Annotated in this window: 18 protein-coding genes; 3 read left to right on the forward strand and 15 right to left on the reverse strand. The window is 68.4% G+C overall.

Features of this window, described 5'->3' with window-relative positions:
- Window positions 1-561 precede the first annotated feature (561 nt).
- The 3 genes from tyrS to B5X90_RS06620 all read right to left on the reverse strand — a co-directional run bounded on the left by tyrS (window position 562) and on the right by B5X90_RS06620 (window position 4,869).
- Window positions 562-1,875 carry a tyrosine--tRNA ligase gene (tyrS, locus tag B5X90_RS06610; RefSeq protein WP_079551224.1) on the reverse strand — a complete coding sequence of 438 codons (1,314 nt, stop codon included), beginning with the start codon at window positions 1,873-1,875 and terminating at the stop codon, window positions 562-564.
- 60 nt (window positions 1,876-1,935) lie between these two features.
- Window positions 1,936-4,164 (reverse strand): HelD family protein, encoded by a 2,229-nt coding sequence (locus B5X90_RS06615; protein WP_079551226.1) that lies wholly within the window; start codon window positions 4,162-4,164, stop codon window positions 1,936-1,938.
- A 147-nt stretch (window positions 4,165-4,311) separates the two neighbouring features.
- Complete coding sequence (locus B5X90_RS06620) at window positions 4,312-4,869, reverse strand: adenine phosphoribosyltransferase (RefSeq protein ID WP_079551228.1); 558 nt, start codon at window positions 4,867-4,869, stop codon at window positions 4,312-4,314.
- Between the two features lie 150 nt (window positions 4,870-5,019).
- Here B5X90_RS06620 and B5X90_RS06625 point away from each other — a divergent pair, with 150 nt between their 5' ends.
- Window positions 5,020-5,646 (forward strand): GNAT family N-acetyltransferase, encoded by a 627-nt coding sequence (locus tag B5X90_RS06625; RefSeq protein ID WP_079551230.1) that lies wholly within the window; start codon window positions 5,020-5,022, stop codon window positions 5,644-5,646.
- Here the strand turns inward: B5X90_RS06625 and B5X90_RS06630 are convergent.
- Together B5X90_RS06630 and B5X90_RS06635 are read right to left on the reverse strand one after the other, a co-directional pair.
- A complete protein-coding gene (locus B5X90_RS06630) occupies window positions 5,643-6,275 on the reverse strand; it encodes a hypothetical protein (protein ID WP_079551232.1) in 633 nt (210 codons plus the stop codon). The genes B5X90_RS06625 and B5X90_RS06630 overlap by 4 nt on opposite strands.
- A gap of 73 nt (window positions 6,276-6,348) precedes the next feature.
- Window positions 6,349-7,077: a DNA-3-methyladenine glycosylase gene (locus B5X90_RS06635; RefSeq protein ID WP_079551234.1), complete on the reverse strand. Its 729-nt coding sequence runs from the start codon at window positions 7,075-7,077 to the stop codon at window positions 6,349-6,351.
- 90 nt (window positions 7,078-7,167) lie between these two features.
- Between B5X90_RS06635 and B5X90_RS06640 the strand changes: the two genes are divergently transcribed.
- Complete coding sequence (locus tag B5X90_RS06640; RefSeq protein WP_079551236.1) at window positions 7,168-8,715, forward strand: DNA-3-methyladenine glycosylase 2 family protein; 1,548 nt, start codon at window positions 7,168-7,170, stop codon at window positions 8,713-8,715.
- Window positions 8,712-9,230, forward strand: coding sequence for a methylated-DNA--[protein]-cysteine S-methyltransferase (locus B5X90_RS06645; protein ID WP_079551238.1), 519 nt, complete (start codon window positions 8,712-8,714; stop codon window positions 9,228-9,230). The genes B5X90_RS06640 and B5X90_RS06645 overlap by 4 nt, the downstream gene beginning before the upstream one ends.
- A gap of 203 nt (window positions 9,231-9,433) precedes the next feature.
- On the opposite strand, the gene B5X90_RS06650 is transcribed toward B5X90_RS06645, so the two are convergent.
- From B5X90_RS06650 to argC, 10 genes are all read right to left on the reverse strand, one after another.
- On the reverse strand, window positions 9,434-10,171 hold the full coding sequence (locus B5X90_RS06650; protein ID WP_079551240.1) for a maleylpyruvate isomerase family mycothiol-dependent enzyme: 738 nt from the start codon (window positions 10,169-10,171) through the stop codon (window positions 9,434-9,436).
- A gap of 57 nt (window positions 10,172-10,228) precedes the next feature.
- Window positions 10,229-10,750: a pyridoxine/pyridoxamine 5'-phosphate oxidase gene (locus tag B5X90_RS06655; RefSeq protein WP_079551242.1), complete on the reverse strand. Its 522-nt coding sequence runs from the start codon at window positions 10,748-10,750 to the stop codon at window positions 10,229-10,231.
- A gap of 138 nt (window positions 10,751-10,888) precedes the next feature.
- Window positions 10,889-12,379 (reverse strand): argininosuccinate lyase, encoded by a 1,491-nt coding sequence (argH, locus tag B5X90_RS06660; protein ID WP_079551244.1) that lies wholly within the window; start codon window positions 12,377-12,379, stop codon window positions 10,889-10,891.
- Window positions 12,376-13,581: an argininosuccinate synthase gene (locus B5X90_RS06665; protein ID WP_079551246.1), complete on the reverse strand. Its 1,206-nt coding sequence runs from the start codon at window positions 13,579-13,581 to the stop codon at window positions 12,376-12,378. The genes argH and B5X90_RS06665 overlap by 4 nt, the downstream gene beginning before the upstream one ends.
- A 108-nt stretch (window positions 13,582-13,689) precedes the next feature.
- Complete coding sequence (locus B5X90_RS06670) at window positions 13,690-14,220, reverse strand: arginine repressor (protein ID WP_079551248.1); 531 nt, start codon at window positions 14,218-14,220, stop codon at window positions 13,690-13,692.
- On the reverse strand, window positions 14,220-15,257 hold the full coding sequence (gene argF, locus B5X90_RS06675; RefSeq protein WP_179129075.1) for an ornithine carbamoyltransferase: 1,038 nt from the start codon (window positions 15,255-15,257) through the stop codon (window positions 14,220-14,222). The genes B5X90_RS06670 and argF overlap by 1 nt, the downstream gene beginning before the upstream one ends.
- The gene (locus B5X90_RS06680; RefSeq protein ID WP_079551693.1) at window positions 15,254-16,495 is read right to left on the reverse strand and encodes an acetylornithine transaminase; all 1,242 of its coding nucleotides are present in this window, start codon (window positions 16,493-16,495) and stop codon (window positions 15,254-15,256) included. Before B5X90_RS06680 ends, argF begins: the two co-directional genes overlap by 4 nt.
- 98 nt (window positions 16,496-16,593) lie before the next feature.
- Window positions 16,594-17,526, reverse strand: a complete 933-nt coding sequence (gene argB, locus B5X90_RS06685) for an acetylglutamate kinase (RefSeq protein WP_079551250.1) — start codon at window positions 17,524-17,526, stop codon at window positions 16,594-16,596.
- 25 nt (window positions 17,527-17,551) lie between these two features.
- Window positions 17,552-18,718, reverse strand: a complete 1,167-nt coding sequence (gene argJ, locus B5X90_RS06690; protein ID WP_079551252.1) for a bifunctional glutamate N-acetyltransferase/amino-acid acetyltransferase ArgJ — start codon at window positions 18,716-18,718, stop codon at window positions 17,552-17,554.
- The gene (gene argC / locus B5X90_RS06695; protein ID WP_079551254.1) at window positions 18,715-19,758 is read right to left on the reverse strand and encodes an N-acetyl-gamma-glutamyl-phosphate reductase; all 1,044 of its coding nucleotides are present in this window, start codon (window positions 19,756-19,758) and stop codon (window positions 18,715-18,717) included. Before argC ends, argJ begins: the two co-directional genes overlap by 4 nt.
- Window positions 19,759-19,844: the final 86 nt, after the last annotated feature.

Raw genomic sequence — 19,844 nt, forward strand, 5'->3', positions numbered from 1 at the left:
CACGCCGCCAGCGTTCATCCTGAGCCAGGATCAAACTCTCCGTTGAAGTAAAACAGACACAACCGGCACCCCCGGGAAAACGGGAGAAACCAGCTGCACAAAATTTGAAACCAGCCAAAAACACCAGACCACACCACGGGGTGGCGGGCCCGGCAAATTCAACCAATTCAATACAATAAATTGGTATCAACAAACTTGGCACACTATTGAGTTCTCAAACAACAGACACATTCGAATACTTACCGAAACAATTCATTTCCACGAATTTTTTATTTCGCTTTTCTTCGCTGCGATGTTTACAGCTTATTTCATTCATTTCCACTTTGCAAATTCGCGATTTTCATCGGAATTTCGCTTTGTGGAGCGAATCCGCCCAGCAGAATTGAAGCAATTTTCATTATGTGCGCCTGGCGCATGAAGAATTGCTTCTCATTTGTGGGGGTTTGTCACCACTCAACGGCGGCAACTCAGAAAACAATACACGCTCCTCCCCGACCGTGCAAATCGGCCGGGGAGGAGCGTGCAGGTGCGTATTCAGTACTGGTCAGTATCCGGTACTGCTCAGGACGCGGCGACTTCCACCGTTGCCAAGTTCTTCTTGCCCCGGCGCAGAAGCAGGTAGCGCCCGTGCAGCAACTCGCTGGCCGCAATGACGGCGTCGGGGTCGGATACCTTCGCATTGTTGACGTAGGCGCCGCCCTCCCCCACAGTGCGGCGAGCGGCGGACTTGCTCTCGGACAGACCCGAGGCAACCAGCAGCTCGATGATGCCCAGGGCGCCGGCGCCGACCGTGGCGGAGGGCAGCTCGGAGGTCGCCGCCTTCAATGTCGCTTCGTCGAGTACGGAGAGGTCGCCGTTGCCGAACACCGCGGCGGAAGCCGCAATGACCTTCTCGGTGGCGTCCACGCCATGGACGAGCGAGGTCACCTCGTAGGCCAGCTTCCGCTGGCCCTCGCGGGCGAAGGGCCGTTCGGCGATCGCGAGCTCCAGTTCCTCAATCTCGGCGCGGCTCAGGAAGGTGAACACTTTGAGTCGGTCCGCGACGTCGGCGTCCGCCGTGTTAAGCCAGAACTGGTAAAACGCGTACGGGCTGCACATGGCTGGATCCAGCCAGATCGCGTTGCCCTCGCTCTTGCCGAACTTGGTGCCGTCAGAGTTGGTGATGAGCGGCGTTCCCAGTGCGTGGACGTGCTTGCCCTCAACCTTGCGGATGAGCTCGGTGCCACTGGTGAGGTTGCCCCACTGATCCGAGCCGCCGGTCTGCAGCATGCAGCCGTAGTCACGGAACAACTGCAGGTAGTCCATGCCCTGCAGGATCTGGTAGCTGAACTCCGTGTAGCTGATGCCTTCGTCGGAACTGAGGCGGGAGGCAACGGCGTCCTTGCGGAGCATGGTGCCGACACGGTAGTGCTTGCCGATCTCGCGCAGGAAGTCGATGGCGCTCAGGGGCGCCGTCCAATCCAGGTTGTTGACCATCCGGGCAGCGTTGTCGCCCTCGAAGCTCAGGAACCTACGGACCTGGGCCTGAAGGTAGCCCACCCACTCAGACACTGTGTCCTTGGTGTTCAGGGTGCGTTCCGCCGTCGGACGCGGATCACCAATCAAGCCCGTGGAGCCGCCCACCAGTCCGAGCGGCTTGTGGCCGGCCAGCTGGATCCGGCGCATGAGCAGCAGCTGGACAAGGTTGCCCAGGTGCAGGCTCGGCGCGGTCGGATCGAAACCGCAGTAATACGTCACGGGGTCGCCGGCGAGGAGCTTTTCGAGCTCCGCCTCATCCGTGGAGACGTGGACAAGGCCGCGCCATTTCAGCTCCTGCCAGATATTGGCAAAGCTGGGATCGTTCTGCTGGGCATCGAGAATATTTAGCTGGGACACGGAATCTAAGTTAGCAGGATCAACCGGGCCGCAGCGCAGGTGACGCCTGCCGGCCCGGACCTACTCCTCGATGCCCGCCGGGACTCCGGCGGCGGCGATGAGCCGCAATCGCTGGGTGGGCCGGGTCATGGCCACGTACAAGTCACCCACCCGCCCGTGCTCATGGTTGAGCATGTCCGTCGGTTCCAGGACCACGACGCCGTCGAACTCCAGTCCCTTTGCCTCACGGGGACTGATGACCACGATGTCCTGCGCGTAGCTCCCCGCGCCCGTCCCGACCCGGTGGCCATACACGGCCCGCAGTGCCGCGCTGGCCTCGGGGAGAAGATCGCCGTCGGCGATGACCGCCAGCAGGCCGCCCTCGATGGCGTCCAGTTCCTCCGGAAGCACCTCGACGAGCTTGTTGACGATCTGGCCATGGCCGACCTTGTCGATGACCGGGGACCAGCGCCCCTCCCGCACGGCCTTGGGCGCCGAAACCACCAGTCCGGCCGCGGTCGCCATGCGGGCCGCGGCCTCGGCGATCTGGGACGGGGTGCGGTAGTTGACGGTCAGCTCCTCGAGCTGCCAGCGGTCGCCGAACATGGGCCCCAGCGCGCTGTGCCAGGAGTTGGCGCCGGCAACGGAACTGGTCTGGGCGATGTCGCCCACGATCGTAAAGGACTTCAGCGGGCAGCGTCGGACCAGCAGCCGCCACTGCATGGGTGACAGCTCCTGCGCCTCGTCCACCACAATGTGCCCGAAGGCCCAGGAACGGTCCGTGGTGGCACGCTCTGCAGCGGTCAGCCGCGTCTCACGCTCCTGGTTCTGGTCCACCAGGTCTTCGGCCGTGACAAGGACATCCACGCCGGCGGTTTCCATATTGACCAGGGTCTGCTTGGCGTTGGCCAGGTCGCGGGCACGGTCCTGTTCCTGCTGCGCCAAGCCGCGCCCGGCGGCGGCATCAAGCTCGCCAAGCAATTCGGCAGCCTCATCCAGCAGCGGAACGTCGGACTCGGTCCAGGGCGAATCGGCCGGGCGGAGCAGCAGCGCGCGTTCTTCCGGGCTGAGGTTCGGGGTGCATGCCTCGAGGATGGCCGGCTTGCTGAGCAGCTCCCCCACGAGTTTCTCCGGGGTCATCGGCATCCAGCACAGGTTCAGGGCGATCCGGACATCCCGGGCCGAGCGGACATCCTCAGCCAGGTAGGAGCGGTCGGCGTTGTTGCCGATGTTGCCTGCCTCCACCAGCTCCGTCATCTGCTCGGTCAATTCGCGGAGCAGGATCTTGACGAAGGAGACGCGGGCCTCGTTGTGCGGTTTGCCCGTGGCGCGCGCCCTCTCCTTGGCGCGGCGGACCTGCCTGGGTGTGAGGACCAGTTTGCGGCCGTCCACCTCGAGGGTCCGGTTTCCGGCCGGAATGCGCTGCCGGTTGGCCACGGCGTTGGCGACCACCTCGGCCATGTCGAGCCGGCCCTTGATGGCGGCGACGGCGGCGTCCGGCTCGGCGACGGCGGTGATGCCGGGCATCAGCCGGCCCAGGCTTGCCATGACGACGCCGGTCTCGCCGAGCGAGGGCAGCACGCGTTCGATGTACTTCATGAAGGACGACGTCGGCCCCACCAGCAGGACGCCGGCGCTCTTGAGCCGGTCCCGGTGTGTGTAAAGCAGGTACGCAGCGCGGTGCAGGGCGACGGCGGTCTTGCCCGTGCCCGGGCCACCCTGGACCACGAGGGCGCCGGAGATGGAGGAACGGATGATCCGGTCCTGCTCGGACTGGATGGTGCCGACGATGTCTGACATCCGGCCCGTCCGCTTGGAGTTCAGTGCAGCCAGCAGGGCGCCCTCGCCCTGGAGCGAATCGTTGTCGGCGAGCATGTCGGCGTCGAGCACGTCGTCCTCGATTGCCTTGACCTCGCGGCCCTGCAGGATCAGGTGACGGCGGCGGCGGACGCCCTGCCGGTCGAACGCCGTGGCCTGGTAGAAATGCCCGGCCTCGGGCGCACGCCAGTCCACCATGAGCCGCTGCAGGTCCTCGGTGGTCAGGCCGATGCGGCCGATGTACTGGGCCTCTCCGGAATCCAGATCCAGGCGGCCGAACACGAGCCGGTCATCGACGGCGTCGAGCTGGGCGAGGCGGTCCTCGTAGAGGGCGGCGAAGGCATCGCGTTCGGAAACGTTCTGCATGGTGCCCACGGCACCGGCCCGGCGCACCTGGGCCAGCTGGGTGCGCTTCTCCGCCCGCAACTCATCGAGCCGGGCGTAAAGTCCGGCCACATAGTCGCGTTCATGGGCCAAATCAGCGTCGTGCATCGAACGTTCCCCTATCGAAAAAGACAGACCCACCATTCTACAGCCATTTCGGCGGCAAGGCTGTTGCATGTCGCCGAACAATGCCAAGGCAGTCTTCGTCAGGGAATTCTACCGACACGTCCCGGATGGTCCAGCCCGGCAGGCCCGCTAGACCCGCAGCAGGGACCGGACGTTGTGGCCGGTCAGGGCCGTGCGGCCGCCAAGTTCGTCGAGTTCCATGACCACGCCGATCCCGGCCACATGGATCCCGCACCGCTCGAACAGCCGCGCCGCGGCGCCGAGCGTTCCGCCCGTGGCGAGCACGTCGTCGAGGATCAGCACCCGGCTGCCGGGCGCCAGGTCCGTGGTGTGCAGCTCAAGGGTGGCGGTGCCGTACTCCAGGGCGTAGTCCTCGGAGAACACCTCGCGCGGCAGCTTGCCGGCCTTGCGGACCGTGATGACTCCGGTCCCGGTGGCGTAGGCGGCGGCCGCCGCGAGCAGGAAGCCGCGGGCTTCCACTCCGGCGACGGCGTCGAACTGGCCCTGGAAAGGTCCCACCAGGGCATCGACGACGGCCCCGAAGGCGGCCCCGTCTGCGAACACCGGGGTCAGGTCCTTGAAGCTGACCCCGGGTTTGGGATAGTCCGGGATGGTGGCGCACAGGCTCTTGATCAGCTCATCCACCGGCGTTGCAGTCGTCGTCTGGTTCAGGTCGCTTTGATTCACCCATCCACCTTACTGGCTGGTAGCGGGAACCCCCCGGGCCCCGGCCTCCCGGGCCGGCGGCTCCGCGGCAACCCACCGGCCATCCAATGTTCACGCAGTCGGTGCCGGATTCGCCGCTCCTGTCCATCGCGCCGGTGATTGAATGCTCGAATGCGACACGAAATCGTCCTCTCGGGCCATGGGGTTCGGCTGGTTCCGCTGGTCCCGCACCATGCGGCAGGTCTCTTCGATTTTGTGGACGCCGGCATGTGGGCAGGCATGGCAGCACCGATGCCGGGGACGGCCCGTGAGCTGGCGGCGCTGTTCCGGTCACGGCTGGAGGATCCCGCCACCATCCCGTTCGCCGTGACGGACGGGCGCACCGGCGCCCTGCTGGGCACGACGTCCCTCCGCGACTACGTTCCGGACCAGCAACGCCTGGAAATCGGCGGAACATTCTACGGGCGGCAGTTCTGGGGCAGCCACGTCAATCCGGCGAGCAAGCACATGCTCCTCGCCTACGCCTATGAGGTACTGGAAGTGGACCGGGTGGCTTTCCGCTGCGACGCCCGCAACACCCGGAGCGCGACGGCGATCGAACGGCTCGGCGCACAATTCGAGGGGGTCCTCCGCGGCCACCGCGCGGCGCCAGGCGGGGGACGCGCGGACACAGCCGTCTTCTCGATCCTCTCGCAGGAGTGGCCGCAAGTACGCGAAGACCTGCGGCGCCGGCTCGCCCCCTTCGCCGTCGGCGCCGACTTCTCGCTGGGCAGCTTCGCCGCCACCTGGAACCACTAATCCCCTGCCGGTGGACGAAGGGCGTCCGGAGGAACGGGAGGACCGGCATCTGGAGGCAAGGAGTCCGGTTCCGGCGGGCGGAGGAGCTCGTTGGCAAGCCCGTAGGAGACAATGTCCAGCGCTTTTCGGAGCGCGCGCTCGGAGTCGAACCTGCCGGCCGCCACGCGGCTCAGCCGGGCGTAGTCCCCCGCCCATCCGGACCGGCGGAACCTGTCGGCGTCACCGTGAAGGAGCCGTCCGTAGAGGACGTCCTCGAACAAGTCATGGTCAGCCAGGGCGATTTCGGCCATCAGCGCCTCGCGGTCCCGGATCATCCCGTTGGTAAACATCCCGGCCGCTTCCGCTGCGCCCTCGGCTAGCCGGGGGTCCCCCGAGTAGTTGCACAGGCGCAGCGCCCGCACCACGAGTTTGAGCGAAACATGTTCTTCGGGGACGATGAATTTGCGCAGCAGGGCCGCGCGGAAGAGCTCAACCCAGTGCCGGCGCTCGGCCTCGACGGAGTCCGCCGCGACCTGCCGGCCGTCAGGGGTGAACAGTTCCACCATGCGGAAGTATTCGGTGGCCAGCTCCGCGAACATCTGGAGCCGCTCCAGCTCACTGCCCGGTTTTCCGCGCTTCCCCTCGCCCATAATGCTCCATCATCCCCCACCGCATGTGCCGGCATCAGGGCACGGGGCGGAGGTGCATGCAGTGGCAGCAACCTCACGCGCCGCGGACCCTTGACGCCTTTGCCGGCTTTGCCGGCTTTGCCGCTTTTGGCGCCTTTGCCGCCTTGTAGCGGGAGACGGTCGGGTCGCCGCTGAGCCAGAACCGCCAGGGGTACTCGTGGCTGCCGCCGTCGCCGGAGACGCCGACGCGCGGACCGGAGCTGATGCCCGCAGCGACCCCCTCCGGCGGGTGCGCGGCCGGTTCCAGCCGGAACGGCGGCGCGAGGGCATCCCGCCCGCTGTCTGCCGTCGTCAGCCCCAGCGCGGTGGCCAGCCGGGCAGGCCCGCTCGCGAGGTCGACATCCGATTTCGATGTCGGCCGCCTGGCCCTCGCCAGCTCATGTCCCGCGACCACTTCGCCGGCCCGCAGCAGGAGCGCCGACGCCACGCCCTCGGGCCCGCACACGATATTGGCGCAATGGTGCATCCCGTACGTGAAATACACGTAGAGGTGGCCGGCCGGGCCGAACATCGGGGCGTTGCGGGCCGTTTGGCCGCGGAAGGTGTGGGACCCGGGGTCAGGGTGGTGCGAATCATGCGGGCCCAGGTATGCCTCCACTTCGGTAATCCGAACCGAGACGGGTCCGCCGGGCCCGTCGTGCGTCAATACCGCGCCGAGGATCAGCGGCGCCACGTGCCGGGCATCGGCCGAGAGCAGCTCGCGGACGGACCCGGCCGCGCCGGACTCCGCGCCGGACTCGGCCGGAAGCGGGCTGGAAGTCATGCTCAGACTTTAACAAACACCGCCGACGGAGCGTACGGCCGTGTCCGAATTCCGCTAGCAGCTGCTCCGCGAAGCTGGCAGGATGGGGTGATGGACTTCTGGCAGCGCTACCGGGCAATCGATGCCCGGGACACCCGATTCGACGGGCAGTTCTACACGGCTGTCCGGACCACCGGCATCTATTGCCGGCCCTCGTGCCCCGCGCGGACACCCAAGGCGGACAATGTCACGTTCTATGAAACGTCCGCCGCGGCGCACGACGCCGGCTACCGCGCGTGCAAACGCTGCCTGCCCGAGGCCGTGCCGGGTACGCCGGCCTGGAACGTGCGCTCCGATATCGCCGGCCGGGCCATGCGGCTCATCAATGACGGCGTGATCAACCGCGACGGCGTCGAGGGGCTCGCGGCCCGGCTCGGATACTCCTCGCGCCAGCTCAACCGGATCCTCAGCCACGAACTCGGCGCCGGCCCGCTGTCCCTGGCCCGGGCCAGCCGCGCCCAGACTGCCCGCACCTTGCTGGTCTCCACCACCATGAAAGTCTCGGACATCGCCTTCGCCGCCGGATTCAGCAGCGTTCGCCAGTTCAACGAGACCATCGGCGAGGTCTTTGCGATGACGCCTTCCGCGCTCCGTGCCACAGCCAGGCATCACCGCTCCCCCGCGGCGACCACAGCGCTCACGCTCAACCTTCCGTACCGCGAACCGTTCGACCCGGGCGTCTTCGATTTCCTGGCCGTCCGCGCCATCCCCGGGATCGAGGAAGGTACCTCCACTTCCTATGCCAGGACCCTGCGGCTGACCCACGGCGATGCCCGCTTCCGGGTGGATTACGACGCTGGCGCGGCCGGGCGCCCGCTCGTGCTGACCATTGGCGCCGTCGACCTCCGGGATCTGGCCGCCCTGCTGAGCAGGGTCCGCCGGCTGCTGGACCTGGACGCCGATCCGGTCGCCATCGATGCCGCCCTCGCGGCCGACTCCCGGCTTGCCGCCGCGGTGGCGCGCACGCCGGGCATGCGGATGCCCGGCGCCGTTGATCCGCAGGAACTGCTGATCCGGGCCATGATCGGCCAACAGATCACCGTGGCCGCCGCGCGGACCGCCCTGGTCCAGCTTTCCGTGGCGGGGAGCGCGAGCCTGGTGCCCGACGACGGACTCCACCGGCTGTTCCCGACGGCCGCCGAGATCGCCGGGACGGGATTCGAACTGCTCCGCGGCCCGCAGCGGCGGATCGATGCTGTCCGGGGCGCCGCGGCGGCGATGGCCTCGGGCGACCTCGACTTCGGCTACGGCGATGACGTGCAGGGACTGGAGGCCAAACTCCTGCCCCTGGCCGGCGTCGGGCCGTGGACCGTCGGATACGTCGCGATGCGGGTCATCGGCGCGCCGGATGTGTTCCTGGCCAACGACGCCGCTGTCCGCAACGGTATCCGTTCACTCGCCGCTACCCCCGACGGCGCCACCCTCACCCCGGATTTCCGTGAGGTCAGCCCCTGGCGCTCCTACGCCACCATGCACCTGTGGCGCGCAGCAGCGGCTGCCCAAGCCGCGGCGCGCAAGCCCTCCCTGCCGCCGAGGCAGGCTCCACCGCAGAACCACAAGCAGACTCCGAAGCAGACTCCGACGGAAGCGAAACCATGAAAGCCCAGCTGTTGACCATGTCCACCCCGGACGGTCCGTTCACCATCATTGCCCGGGACGGGGCTGTCCTGTCGTCGGGCTGGACCGCCGTTCCCGGCGAGCTGACCGGGCAGATCCACGCTGACCTGCTTCCGGCCGAATTCGAGACCGTCACCGGGCTCGGCGATATCTCCGAGGCCGTGGAGGCGTTCTACGCCGGCGATCCGGAGCCGGCCATGGTAGTGCCGGTGCTGCAGAAGTCCGGTCCGTTCCGCAGCCATGCCTGGGACGTGCTGCGCACGGTCGCGCCGGGGCGCCCGGTGACCTACACGGAGTATGCGGGGCTGTCCGGCAATGCCAAGGCCGTCCGCGCGGCGGCCAGTGCTTGCGCCTTCAACGCGGCGGCCCTGTTTGTTCCCTGCCACCGCGTCATCCGCACCGACGGGACGCTGGGCGGCTTCCGCTGGGGGCTGGCCGTCAAGGGCAGCCTGTTGGACCGGGAACGCGAAGCAGCCCTCGCGGCGGCACGGCCCTAGGCCATAATCCACAGGCCCGCCGGACCCGGGCGTGCTCAGTTGTTGACGGGCACACTGTGTGCGAGGAACGGCCTGCCGGACCCGGGCCTGCTCAGTTGTTGACCGGCACACTGTGTGCGAGGAACGGCCTGCCGGAGCCGGGCCTGCTCAGTTCTTGACCGGCACACTGTGTGCGAGGAACGGCCTGCCGGACCCGGGCCTGCTCAGTTCTTGACCGGCACACCGGCAGGCCAGGGCAGCAGCTCCGGAAGGTCGACGCCGTCGGCCGCGGCGGTGGCGCGCAGGCTGCCGAGGGTGGGCGTGCGGCCGGCGAGCCACGCGGCGATGTCCGTGAGCATGCCGTTGATCACGGTTGATTTTCCGCCGCTCCCGATGGCCACCGCGGGCAGGCCGAGTGGCTGCAGCACGAAGCGCTGGCCCTCGGGTACCCGGGCGGAGAGGAACTCGAAAAGGTGCCCGCAGAAGGGGCGGCTCCAGGTTTCCGGTCCGTGGCCGGTGCCGAGGTCGGCGGCATGGATGACGAGTTCACGCCACAGTGCCAGGCCGCCGTCGAACACGACTCCTCCGCGGTAGGTGATGGGCTCACGCCAGCCGGCCGCGTCGAGGGAGTCGAAGGCGCGCAGGGCCCGATCCAACGCTGCGTCGAGGTCGGCCCGGTGCTGCGCGAGGGTGTGGCCGGCCGCCATCTCGATGGCGCGGTTCCGCCCCTCGAAGCCGCCGTCATAGAGTTCGATGCCCTCGCCGCGGGCGGCATATTCGAGCTGCCGGCCCATCGCGCTGGCGATTCCGCAGATATGGGCCAGCACGTGCCCGCGGCTCCAGCCGGGCAGTTCCGACGGAGCTTTGATGTCCTGTTCCGTCAGCTTCGCGGCGATTCCGGCCACGACTCCGGCGGCGCGGTGCAGTTCTGCCCGAAGGTTCTCTGGTGTGATTGAGGTCATGGCGCCCATCCTAAACCGAGCCACCCGATTAAATTGGATTAACTGAGCGTTGCCCGGTCAGCGGGGCGCGTAGCGGTGCCGGATGTGTCGGCGGTCGTGGCGGGCCTGCCAGAATTCGATTTCGCGGGGCCGGATGGCGTAGAGCTGCCACTGCGGATTGTCACCGCCGTCGGCACCGGGCCGGGCGCGCCAGTCGGCGGCCGATGCTTCCGCGGACAGCTCCACGACGTCCCCGGCCACCCGCACCTGGCGGCCCTGCTGCTGCCAGAAGAAGTTCAGCGACGCGTGCGGGTTGGCCGTGAGCTCCTTGCCCTTGCGGGATTCCCGGGAGGTTGCGAAGTGCCAGCCGTCGGCGTCGATGTCCTTCAGGATCAGCATCCGCGACGACGGCCGGCCCTGCTCATCGGCGGTGGCCAGGCTGCACGCGTTGGGCTGCGGCACCCCGGCCGCCAGGGCCTCGTCCAGCCACTGCCGGAACAGCTCCGCAGGGTCCGCGGGCGCCTGCGCCGGATCAAAATCCGGCAACTCGGCCGGGAAATCGGGCAGCGCGCGCAGGAAACCGCGGAACGATTCGCTCATCCCGCCATGCTAGCCGGGAGTTGTCCGGCGGCAAACGCACAACGCTCCCTCACTTTCGGCAGGAAATCCACAGACGCTCCCGCAATTGGTGCGGGAGCGTCGGTGGAAACACGACCGGAAGTGAGGGAGCGTCTGTGGCTACCCTGCGTACTCGCGCACGCCGGCGAGCTCGCCCTCGAGGGCAAGCAGCTGGCGTTCGACGGCGGCCGGTGCGGTGCCGCCCTGAGAGTTCCGGCTGTTGAGCGAACCCTCGGTGGACAGGACCGTGCGGACCTCCGGCGTCAGGTGCCCCGAGATGGCGGCGTATTCCTGGTCCGTGAGGTCCCAGAGCTCGACGCCGCGGCTTTCGGCCTGCTTGACTGCGGCGCCGGAGAGCTCGTGCGCCTCACGGAACGGCACACCCTGGCGGACCAGCCATTCGGCGATGTCCGTCGCCAGCGCGAAACCCTGGGGAGCCAGCGCTTCCATCCGTTCGGTGTTGAACGTCAGCGTCGCGATCATCCCGGAGACTGCCGGGAGCAGGACCTCCAGGGTGTCGGCGGCGTCGAAGACCGGTTCCTTGTCCTCCTGCAGGTCGCGGTTGTAGGCGAGCGGCAGGCCCTTCAGGGTGGCCAGCAGCCCGGTCAGGTTGCCGATCAGCCGGCCCGCCTTGCCGCGGGCCAGTTCCGCCACGTCCGGGTTCTTCTTCTGCGGCATGATGGAGGAGCCGGTGGAGTAGGAATCGTGCAGGGTGACGAAGGAGAACTCCTTCGTGGCCCACAGGATCACTTCCTCCGAGACCCGGGACAGGTCCACGCCAATCATGGTCGTGATCCAGGCGAACTCGGCGAAGACGTCGCGGGAGGCGGTGCCGTCGATCGAGTTGTGCGTCGCCGAGAAGAAGCCCAGGTCCGCGGCGACGGCCTCGGGGTCCAGGCCGAGCGAGGAGCCCGCCAGGGCACCGGAGCCGTAGGGCGAAACCCCGGCGCGCTTGTCCCAGTCGCCCAGCCGCTGAACGTCGCGCAGCAGCGCCCAGGCGTGGGCCAGAAGGTGGTGGCTGAGCAGGACCGGCTGGGCGTGCTGCAGGTGGGTGCGGCCGGGCATGGCCACTCCCTGGTGCGCCTTGGCCTGGTCCACGAGCGCGTCAATCGTGGCGAGCACGCCGCGGGCGATGATCCGGGCGTGGTCGCGCAGGAACATCCGGCCCAGGGTGGCCACCTGGTCGTTGCGGGACCGGCCGGCGCGGAGCTTGCCGCCGAGCTGGGTGCCGGCGCGCTCGATCAGGCCGCGCTCCAGCGAACCGTGCACGTCCTCATCGGACTCCGCCGGCAGGTAGGCACCGGAGGCGACGTCCTCATCCAGCTGGGTCAGCGCGGCCAGCATGCCGTCGAGTTCGGCGTCGTCCAGCAGCCCGGCTTTGTGCAGCACTCGGGCGTGCGCCTTGGACCCGGCGATGTCGTAGCGGGCCAGCCGCCAGTCGAAGTGCGTGGACTTGCTCAGCGCGGCGAGGGCGTCCGCGGGGCCGCCGGCGAACCGGCCGCCCCACAGCGCTCCCGTATTAGTAGCTTCGGATTTGGTCCCCGGGCGCACCCCGGCCTCGCTTCGCTCGGCCGGGGACCCCTGCGCCCGTGGGCCCTGCTGCTGACTCACTTTCCTGCGACGCGGATGTCGCGGCCGGAAGCAACCTTGGCGGACATGCCCCACAGCTCGATGAAGCCGCGCGCCATCGACTGGTCGAAGGTGTCTCCGGTGTCGTACGTGGCGAGGTCGAAGTCGTAGAGCGAGGTCTCGGAGCGGCGTCCGTTGACGATCGCCTGGCCGCCGTGCAGCACCATGCGGATGTCGCCGGAGACGTACTTCTGGGTGTCCTCGATGAAGGCGTCGAGGGAGCGCTTGAGCGGCGAGAACCACTGGCCGTCGTAAACCAGCTCGGCCCAGCGCTGGCCGACGGTCGCCTTGAAGCGGGCCTGCTCGCGCTCGATCGTGATGTCTTCGAGGTGCTTGTGCGCCGTGATGAGCGCCATGGCGCCCGGTGCCTCGTAGATCTCGCGGGACTTGATGCCCACGAGGCGGTCCTCGACGACGTCGATCCGGCCCACGCCCTGGGCGCCGGCACGGCGGTTGAGTTCCTTGATGGCCTGCAGCGGGGTGACCTTGACGCCGTCGATGGCGACCGGCACGCCGGCTTCGAAGGAGATGGTGACCTCATCCGGTGCCGGCGGGAATTCCGGGGTGGCAGTGTAGTCGTAGATGTCCTTGGTGGGGGCGTTCCAGATGTCTTCGAGGTAGCCGGTTTCGACGGCGCGGCCCCAGACGTTCTGGTCGATCGAGTACGGGTTCTTCTTGGTGGTCTCGATCGGCAGTCCCTTTTCCTCGGCGAAGGCGATGGCCTTATCGCGGGTCAGGGCGAGGTCGCGGACCGGGGCGATGCACTTCAGGTCCGGACCGAGGGTCTGGATGCCGACTTCGAAGCGGACCTGGTCGTTGCCCTTGCCGGTGCAGCCGTGGGCGACGGTGGTGGCGCCGAATTCGCGGGCGGCCTTGACCAGGTGCTTGACGATCACCGGGCGGGAGATGGCCGAGACCAGCGGGTAGTGGCCCTGGTAGAGGGCGTTGGCCTTCAGCGTGGGCACGCAGTACTCGTTGGCGAACTCGTCGCTGGCGTCGGCGACGTAGGCCTCGACGGCGCCGCAGCCCAGCGCGCGTTGGCGGATGGTCTCCAGCGATTCGCCGCCCTGTCCGACGTCGACCGCCACGGCGATGACCTCGGCGCCGGTGGCTTCACCGATCCAGCCGATGGCTACGGAAGTATCCAGGCCACCGGAGTAGGCCAGAACAATACGCTCAGTCACGGAAATGCTCCTTAGTTGTTGGTGATGCTTTAAGTCTGGGAAAAGCTCTGTTGCAAGCCTGTCACACAGCCCGGGTGCCCGGTCCTGTTAAGGGGCTCATGGTGTTGCTTATTGGCCGGCTTCCTCGGCGAACTGCAGGAAGCGTGCGGCGATGTCCGCGCCGCCCAGGGGGTCCCGGGTGACAAGCAGGACGGTGTCGTCCCCCGCGATGGTGCCCAGGATCGAGGGCATCACGGAGTGGTCGATGGCGAGGGCCAGGAAGTTCGCGGCGCCCGGCGGGGTCCGAAGCACCACGAGGTTGGCGGAGGCCTCGGCGGTGACGAGCAGTTCCCCGCACAGCCGGGTCAGCCGGGCGTCGAGGATTTCCTGGGTGACGCCGCTCTTGGCCGCCCGTTCGCCGCCCTCCCCCGGGACGGCGTAGACCAGCACGCCGTCCTTGCCGCGGACCCGGACGGCGCCGAGTTCCACGAGGTCGCGGGACAGCGTGGCCTGGGTGACCTGGACGCCGTCGTCCGCGAGCAGCGCCGCGAGCTCGGCCTGGGAACGGACAGATTCGCCCGTGAGGATCGCCGTGATCCGCGCCTGCCGGGCTGTCTTGGTGGCCGGGCTGGCCCCAGGAGAGGCTGGCTGGACGGACATCAGGCCGGGCCGCCCACCGGTGCCAGCCCATCGACCGGTGCGAGCCCGTCAACCACAGCCAGACCGGAGCGGTGCATGAGCCAGGCCATGAGTGCTTTCTGCGCGTGCAGCCGGTTTTCGGCCTCGTCCCAGACCACCGACTGCGGGCCGTCAATGACGTCCGCGGCGATCTCGTAGCCCCGGTAGGCCGGCAGGCAGTGCAGCACGACGGCGTCCGGCGCCGCGAGCTTCATCGCGTCGGCATCCACGGAATAGGCGCGGAACAGCTTCATCCGCGCTTCCTTCTCCGCCTCCTGGCCCATGGAAACCCACGTGTCGGTCGCGACGACGTCGGCGCCCAGGAGGGCTTCGGCGGCGTCGACCGTCACCAGCACCGAGCCGCCGGTCTCAGCGGCACGGTCCTCGGCGGCGGCGATGATCTCCGGAGACGGCAGGTAGCCCTCCGGGCCCGCGATGCGCACGTTCATGCCCGCCGTCACGCCGGCCAGCAGGTAGGAGTTCGCCATGTTGTTGGCCGAGTCGCCCAGGTACGCCATGGTCAGGCCCTGGAGCGAGCCCCTGTGCTCCTTGACCGTCAGCAGATCGGCCAGGAGCTGGCACGGGTGGTAGTCATCGCACAGGGCGTTGATGACCGGAACGCGGGAGTTCGCGGCCATGGCCACGAGCCCGGCATGCGCACCCGTGCGCCACACAATGGTCGAGACCATGCGTTCGAGCACCTTGGCAGTGTCCTCGACCGATTCTTTGTGCCCGATCTGCGCCTCGCCGGGGTTGATGATGAGCGCGTTGCCGCCCATGTCCGCGATGCCGGTGGCGAAGGAGACCCTGGTCCGGGTGGAGGTCTTGTCGAAGATGACGGCCACCGTCCGGCGGCCGTTGCCGTCCGCGGCAAAGGGCTGCACGCTGTAGGGCGCGGCCTTCATCCGGACGGCGAGCTCGAGGACCTCGGCCTGCTCGGCCGGGCTGAGGTCCGTGTCCTTGAGGAAGTGGCGGACGGGTCTTGTCGAGAGTTCAGTTGTGGTCACGGCGGCGGTCACTTGGCGTCCTTTGCAGCGTTGGTCTTGGCGGTCTCGAGCAGCGCGGGCAGGGCGGCCAGGAAAAGGTCTGCCTGCTCGGTGGTCAGGATCAGCGGGGGCGCCAGCCGGATGGTGCGCGGGCCCGGGCTGTTGACGATGAACCCGGCGTCGAGGCCGGCGGCCACGACGCCCGGGGCGACGTCGGCGTCGAGGTCGAAGCCGATCAGCAGCCCCTCGCCGCGGACCTCGGTCACGCCGGCGATTCCGGCGAGGCCGGAGCGCAGATGCTCCCCCAGGTTCCGCACGTGGGCCAGGATGTCCTGGTTTTCCAGGACGTGCAGGGTGGCGAGGGCAGCGGCGGTGGCCACCGGGTTGCCGCCGAATGTCGTCCCGTGCTGGCCGGCGGTCAGCAGCGCGGATGATTCCGGGCCGAACGTGACGAGCGCGCCGACCGGGAAGCCGCCGCCCAGGCCCTTGGCGAGGGTCACGGCGTCGGGCACGATCCCGGCGTCCTCGCTGGCCAGCCACTTGCCGGTGCGGCCGATGCCGGTCTGGACCTCGTCGAGGATCAGCAGGGCGCCGGCCGCGCTCGTGGCCTCGCGGGCCGCCTTGAGGTAGCCGGCAGGCAGCGGCCGGACGCCGGCCTCGCCCTGGATCGGTTCGAGGAAGACGGCGGCCGTGGTCTCGTCGATGGCGGCTTGGAGGGCCTCGATGTCACCGAACGGAACATGCACGACGCCGCCGGGCAGCGGCGCGAACGGCGCCCGGTAGGCCTCCTTGGAGGTCAGTGCGAGGGCGCCCATGGTGCGCCCGTGGAAGGCGCCTTCGAGCGCGATGATCTTGGTGCGCGGCTTCGCTGCTGAGTCGGGGCCGCCGCCACTGTTCCGGCGCGCCAGCTTGAAGGCCGCCTCGACGGCTTCGGTGCCGGAGTTGGCGAAGAACACCTTGGAACCGGCCGGCGCCTTGGACAGTTCCAGCAGCTTCTCGGCCAAGGCGATCTGGGTGGGGCTTGTGAAGAAGTTCGAGACGTGGCCCAGGGTGGCCAGCTGGCTGGAGATCACCGAGGTCACGAATGGGTGGGCGTGGCCGAGGGCGTTCACCGCGATGCCGCCGAGCAGGTCCAGGTATTCCTTGCCGTCGGCGTCCCATACGAGGCAGCCGGCGCCGCGGACCAGGACCCGCTGCGGGGTGCCGAAGACGCCCAGCAGGGAGGACGAGTAGCGGGACAACCACTGCGCGCCACTACTCTTTCCAGTCATAACGGAAGCTGTGGGGGCCGAGCCGGCAATGGGGGCCCCGCCCGTCCCCCCACCCCTGTTGCGGCCTTCAGCGGAATGGCTCAGTTCAGTGCTGCTCACTATGCGTTCACTTCCTCGTCGGGGACGACCTGGGTGCCGATGCCGGCGGTCGTAAAGATTTCCAGGAGCATCGAGTGCGGCAGACGGCCGTCCACGATGTGGGCGCGCTCGACGCCGTCGTCAATGGCTTTCAGGCACGCCGCCATCTTCGGGATCATGCCGGACTCAAGGCGCGGCAGCATCTCGCGCAGCTCGGACGCCGTCAGCGACGAGATGAGCGATGACCTGTCCGGCCAGTTGGCGTAGAGGCCTTCAACATCGGTCAGGATGACCAGCTTGGAGGCACCCAGGGCCGAGGCGACCGCGGCGGCCGCCGTGTCCGCGTTGACGTTAAGTACCTGACCGGTGGTGGATCCGGCGTCGTCAATTTCCGGGGCGACGGTGGAGATCACGGGAATCCGGCCGGCCGCGAGGATGTCCACGATGCCTTCCGGGTTCACCCCGACCACCTCGCCCACCAGGCCCAGGTCCACCTCTTCGCCGTCCACCACGGTGCCGGTGCGGACGGCGCGGAGCAGGCCGCCGTCCTCGCCGGACATCCCGACGGCGTACGGGCCGTGGGAGTTGATCAGGCCCACGAGTTCGCGGCCCACCTGGCCGGTGAGGACCATCCGGACCACGTCCATGGCCTCGGGCGTGGTGACGCGCAGGCCGCCCTTGAATTCGGATTCGATCCCGAGCCGGCTGAGCATGGCGTTGATCTGCGGCCCGCCGCCATGCACCACCACCGGGTGGATGCCGACGTGGTGCAGGAACACGACGTCCTCGGCGAAGGCGCGGCGGAGCTCGTCGTTGACCATGGCGTTGCCGCCGTACTTGATCACCATGGTGCTGCCGGCAAAGCGCTGGATCCAGGGCAGCGCCTCGATCAGGGTGGCGGCTTTGTCCCGGGCGTCGGACTGGGAGGTGGTCTCGCGTGTCTGGGTGCTCATGGGCGTTCGTCCTTCCGGGAACGGCCTAGCTGGAGTAGGCGCTGTTTTCGTGGACGTAGTCGTGGGTGAGGTCGTTCGTGAGGATCGTGGCCTCGGCTGTGCCGGCCTGCAGGTCGATTTCGACGAGGACCTCGCGCGGTTCGAGGTCCACGAGGTTCCGGTCATCGCCGATGCTGCCGTTGCGGCAGATCTGCACGCCGTTCATGGACACGTTCAGCTGGTCCGGTTCGAAGGCCGCGTCGGTGGTGCCGACGGCGGACAGCACGCGGCCCCAGTTGGGGTCCTTGCCGAAGATCGCGGTCTTGAACAGGTTGGAGCGGGCGACGGCGCGGCTGACGATTTCGGCGTCCCGCTCGCTCGCGGCGTTGAACGTCCGGATCGCGATGTCGTGGCTGGCGCCCTCGGCGTCGCCGATCAGTTTGCGGGCCAGCTCGGCGCAGACCTGGGTCAGGCCCGTGCCGAAGTCGGCGGCGGACGGCGCGGCGCCGGAGGCCCCGGATGCCAGCAGCACCACGGTGTCGTTAGTGGACATGCAGCCGTCCGAGTCCGCCCGGTCGAAAGTGACCCGGGTGGCGTTGCGAAGTTCGGCGTCGAGCACGTCCGGCGGGACGTCGGCGTCCGTGGTGAGGACCACCAGCATGGTGGCCAGACCCGGGGCCAGCATGCCGGCGCCCTTGGCCATGCCGCCGATGGTGAACTGTGTGCCGTCCGCGGCCGTGCCGGTGAAGACGGCCTGCTTGGACACCGAGTCCGTGGTCATGATCGCGGTGGCTGCCGCGGGGCCGCCGTCGGCGGCCAGGGCGGCGGTGGCGGAACCGATCCCGGCCAGGATTTTCTCCATGGGGAGCTGTTCGCCAATCAGTCCGGTGGAGCAGACCACGACGTCGGTGGCGGAGACGCCGAGGGCTTCGGCGGTCTTTTCCGCGGTGGTGTGCGTGTTCTGGAACCCCTGGGGCCCGGTGCAGGCGTTGGCCCCGCCGGAATTGAGGATCACGGCATCCACGCGGCCGTCCTTGACCACTTCGCGGGACCAGTGCACGGGGGCCGCGGCGACGCGGTTGGACGTGAAGACCGCCGCGGCGGCCTTGGACGGGCCGTCGTTGACCACGAGGGCCACGTCCGGCTTGCCGGAAGCCTTGAGCCCGGCCGTCACGCCGGCGGCGCGGAATCCCTGCGGTGCGGTGATGCTCACGGTGCGACTCCCTGGAGGTTGAGGCCGGCGGATTCCGCCAGGCCGAGGGCGATATTCATGGACTGCACGGCCCCGCCGGCGGTCCCCTTGGTCAGGTTGTCGATGGCGCAGCACACGATCACGCGACCGGTGTGCTCATCGAAGGCGAGCTGCATGACCGTGTGGTTCGATCCCTGGACCGATTTGGTGGAGGGCCACTGGCCCTCCGGGAGCAGGTGCACGAACGGTTCGTCGTCGTAGGCCTCGGCCCATGCGCGGCGGAGCTCCTCGGCGGTGACACTGCGGTCTGGCTGCTGCCGCACCTTGGCTGTCGCCGTCGTGAGGATGCCGCGGCTCATCGGTGCCAGCGTGGGCGTGAAGGAGACGGTGACCGGGGCCCCCAGCGCCTTGGAGAGTCCCTGCTCGATCTCGGGGGTGTGCCGGTGTCCCCCGCCGACCCCGTAGGGGCTCATGGAGCCCATGACTTCGGCGCCGATCAGGTTGACCTTGGCAGCTTTGCCGGCCCCTGACGTTCCGGAGGCGGAAACGATCACGACGTCGTCGCCCTCCAGCAGCTGGTTGCTGAAGCCGGGAGTGAGGGCCAGCAGGGCCGAGGTCGGGTAGCAGCCGGGGACGGCGATCCGGGTGGCGCCGCGGAGGGCATCGCGCTGGCCGGGCAGTTCAGGGAGGCCGTAGGGCCAGGTTCCGGCGTGGGCCGAACCGTAGAACTTCTCCCAGGCCTCCGGGTCCTCGAGGCGGTGGTCCGCGCCGGCGTCGATGACCAGGGTCCCGGCGGGCAGCTGCGCCGCGATCTCCGCGGATGCCCCGTGCGGAAGAGCCAGGAACACGACGTCGTGCCCGGCCAGGTTATCCACGGTGGTGTCTTCAAGGATCCGGTCCGCGAGGCCATGGAGATGCGGCTGCAATTCCCCTAGTCTGGAACCGGCGTTGCTGTGGGCCGTGATGGCGCCGATGGTGACGTCGGGATGACCGGCGAGGAGCCGCAGGACCTCGCCGCCGGCATAGCCGCTCGCCCCGGAGACGGCAACAGAAATAGTCATAAGCACGACTATACAGCAAGAGTATGCATAGATGCCGATATTTATGCATCGATGGGCGTGTGTCCGAGGCCTCCGAATGGCCCGCC

This window comes from Arthrobacter sp. 49Tsu3.1M3, assembly GCF_900168135.1.
GTDB lineage: Bacteria > Actinomycetota > Actinomycetes > Actinomycetales > Micrococcaceae > Arthrobacter.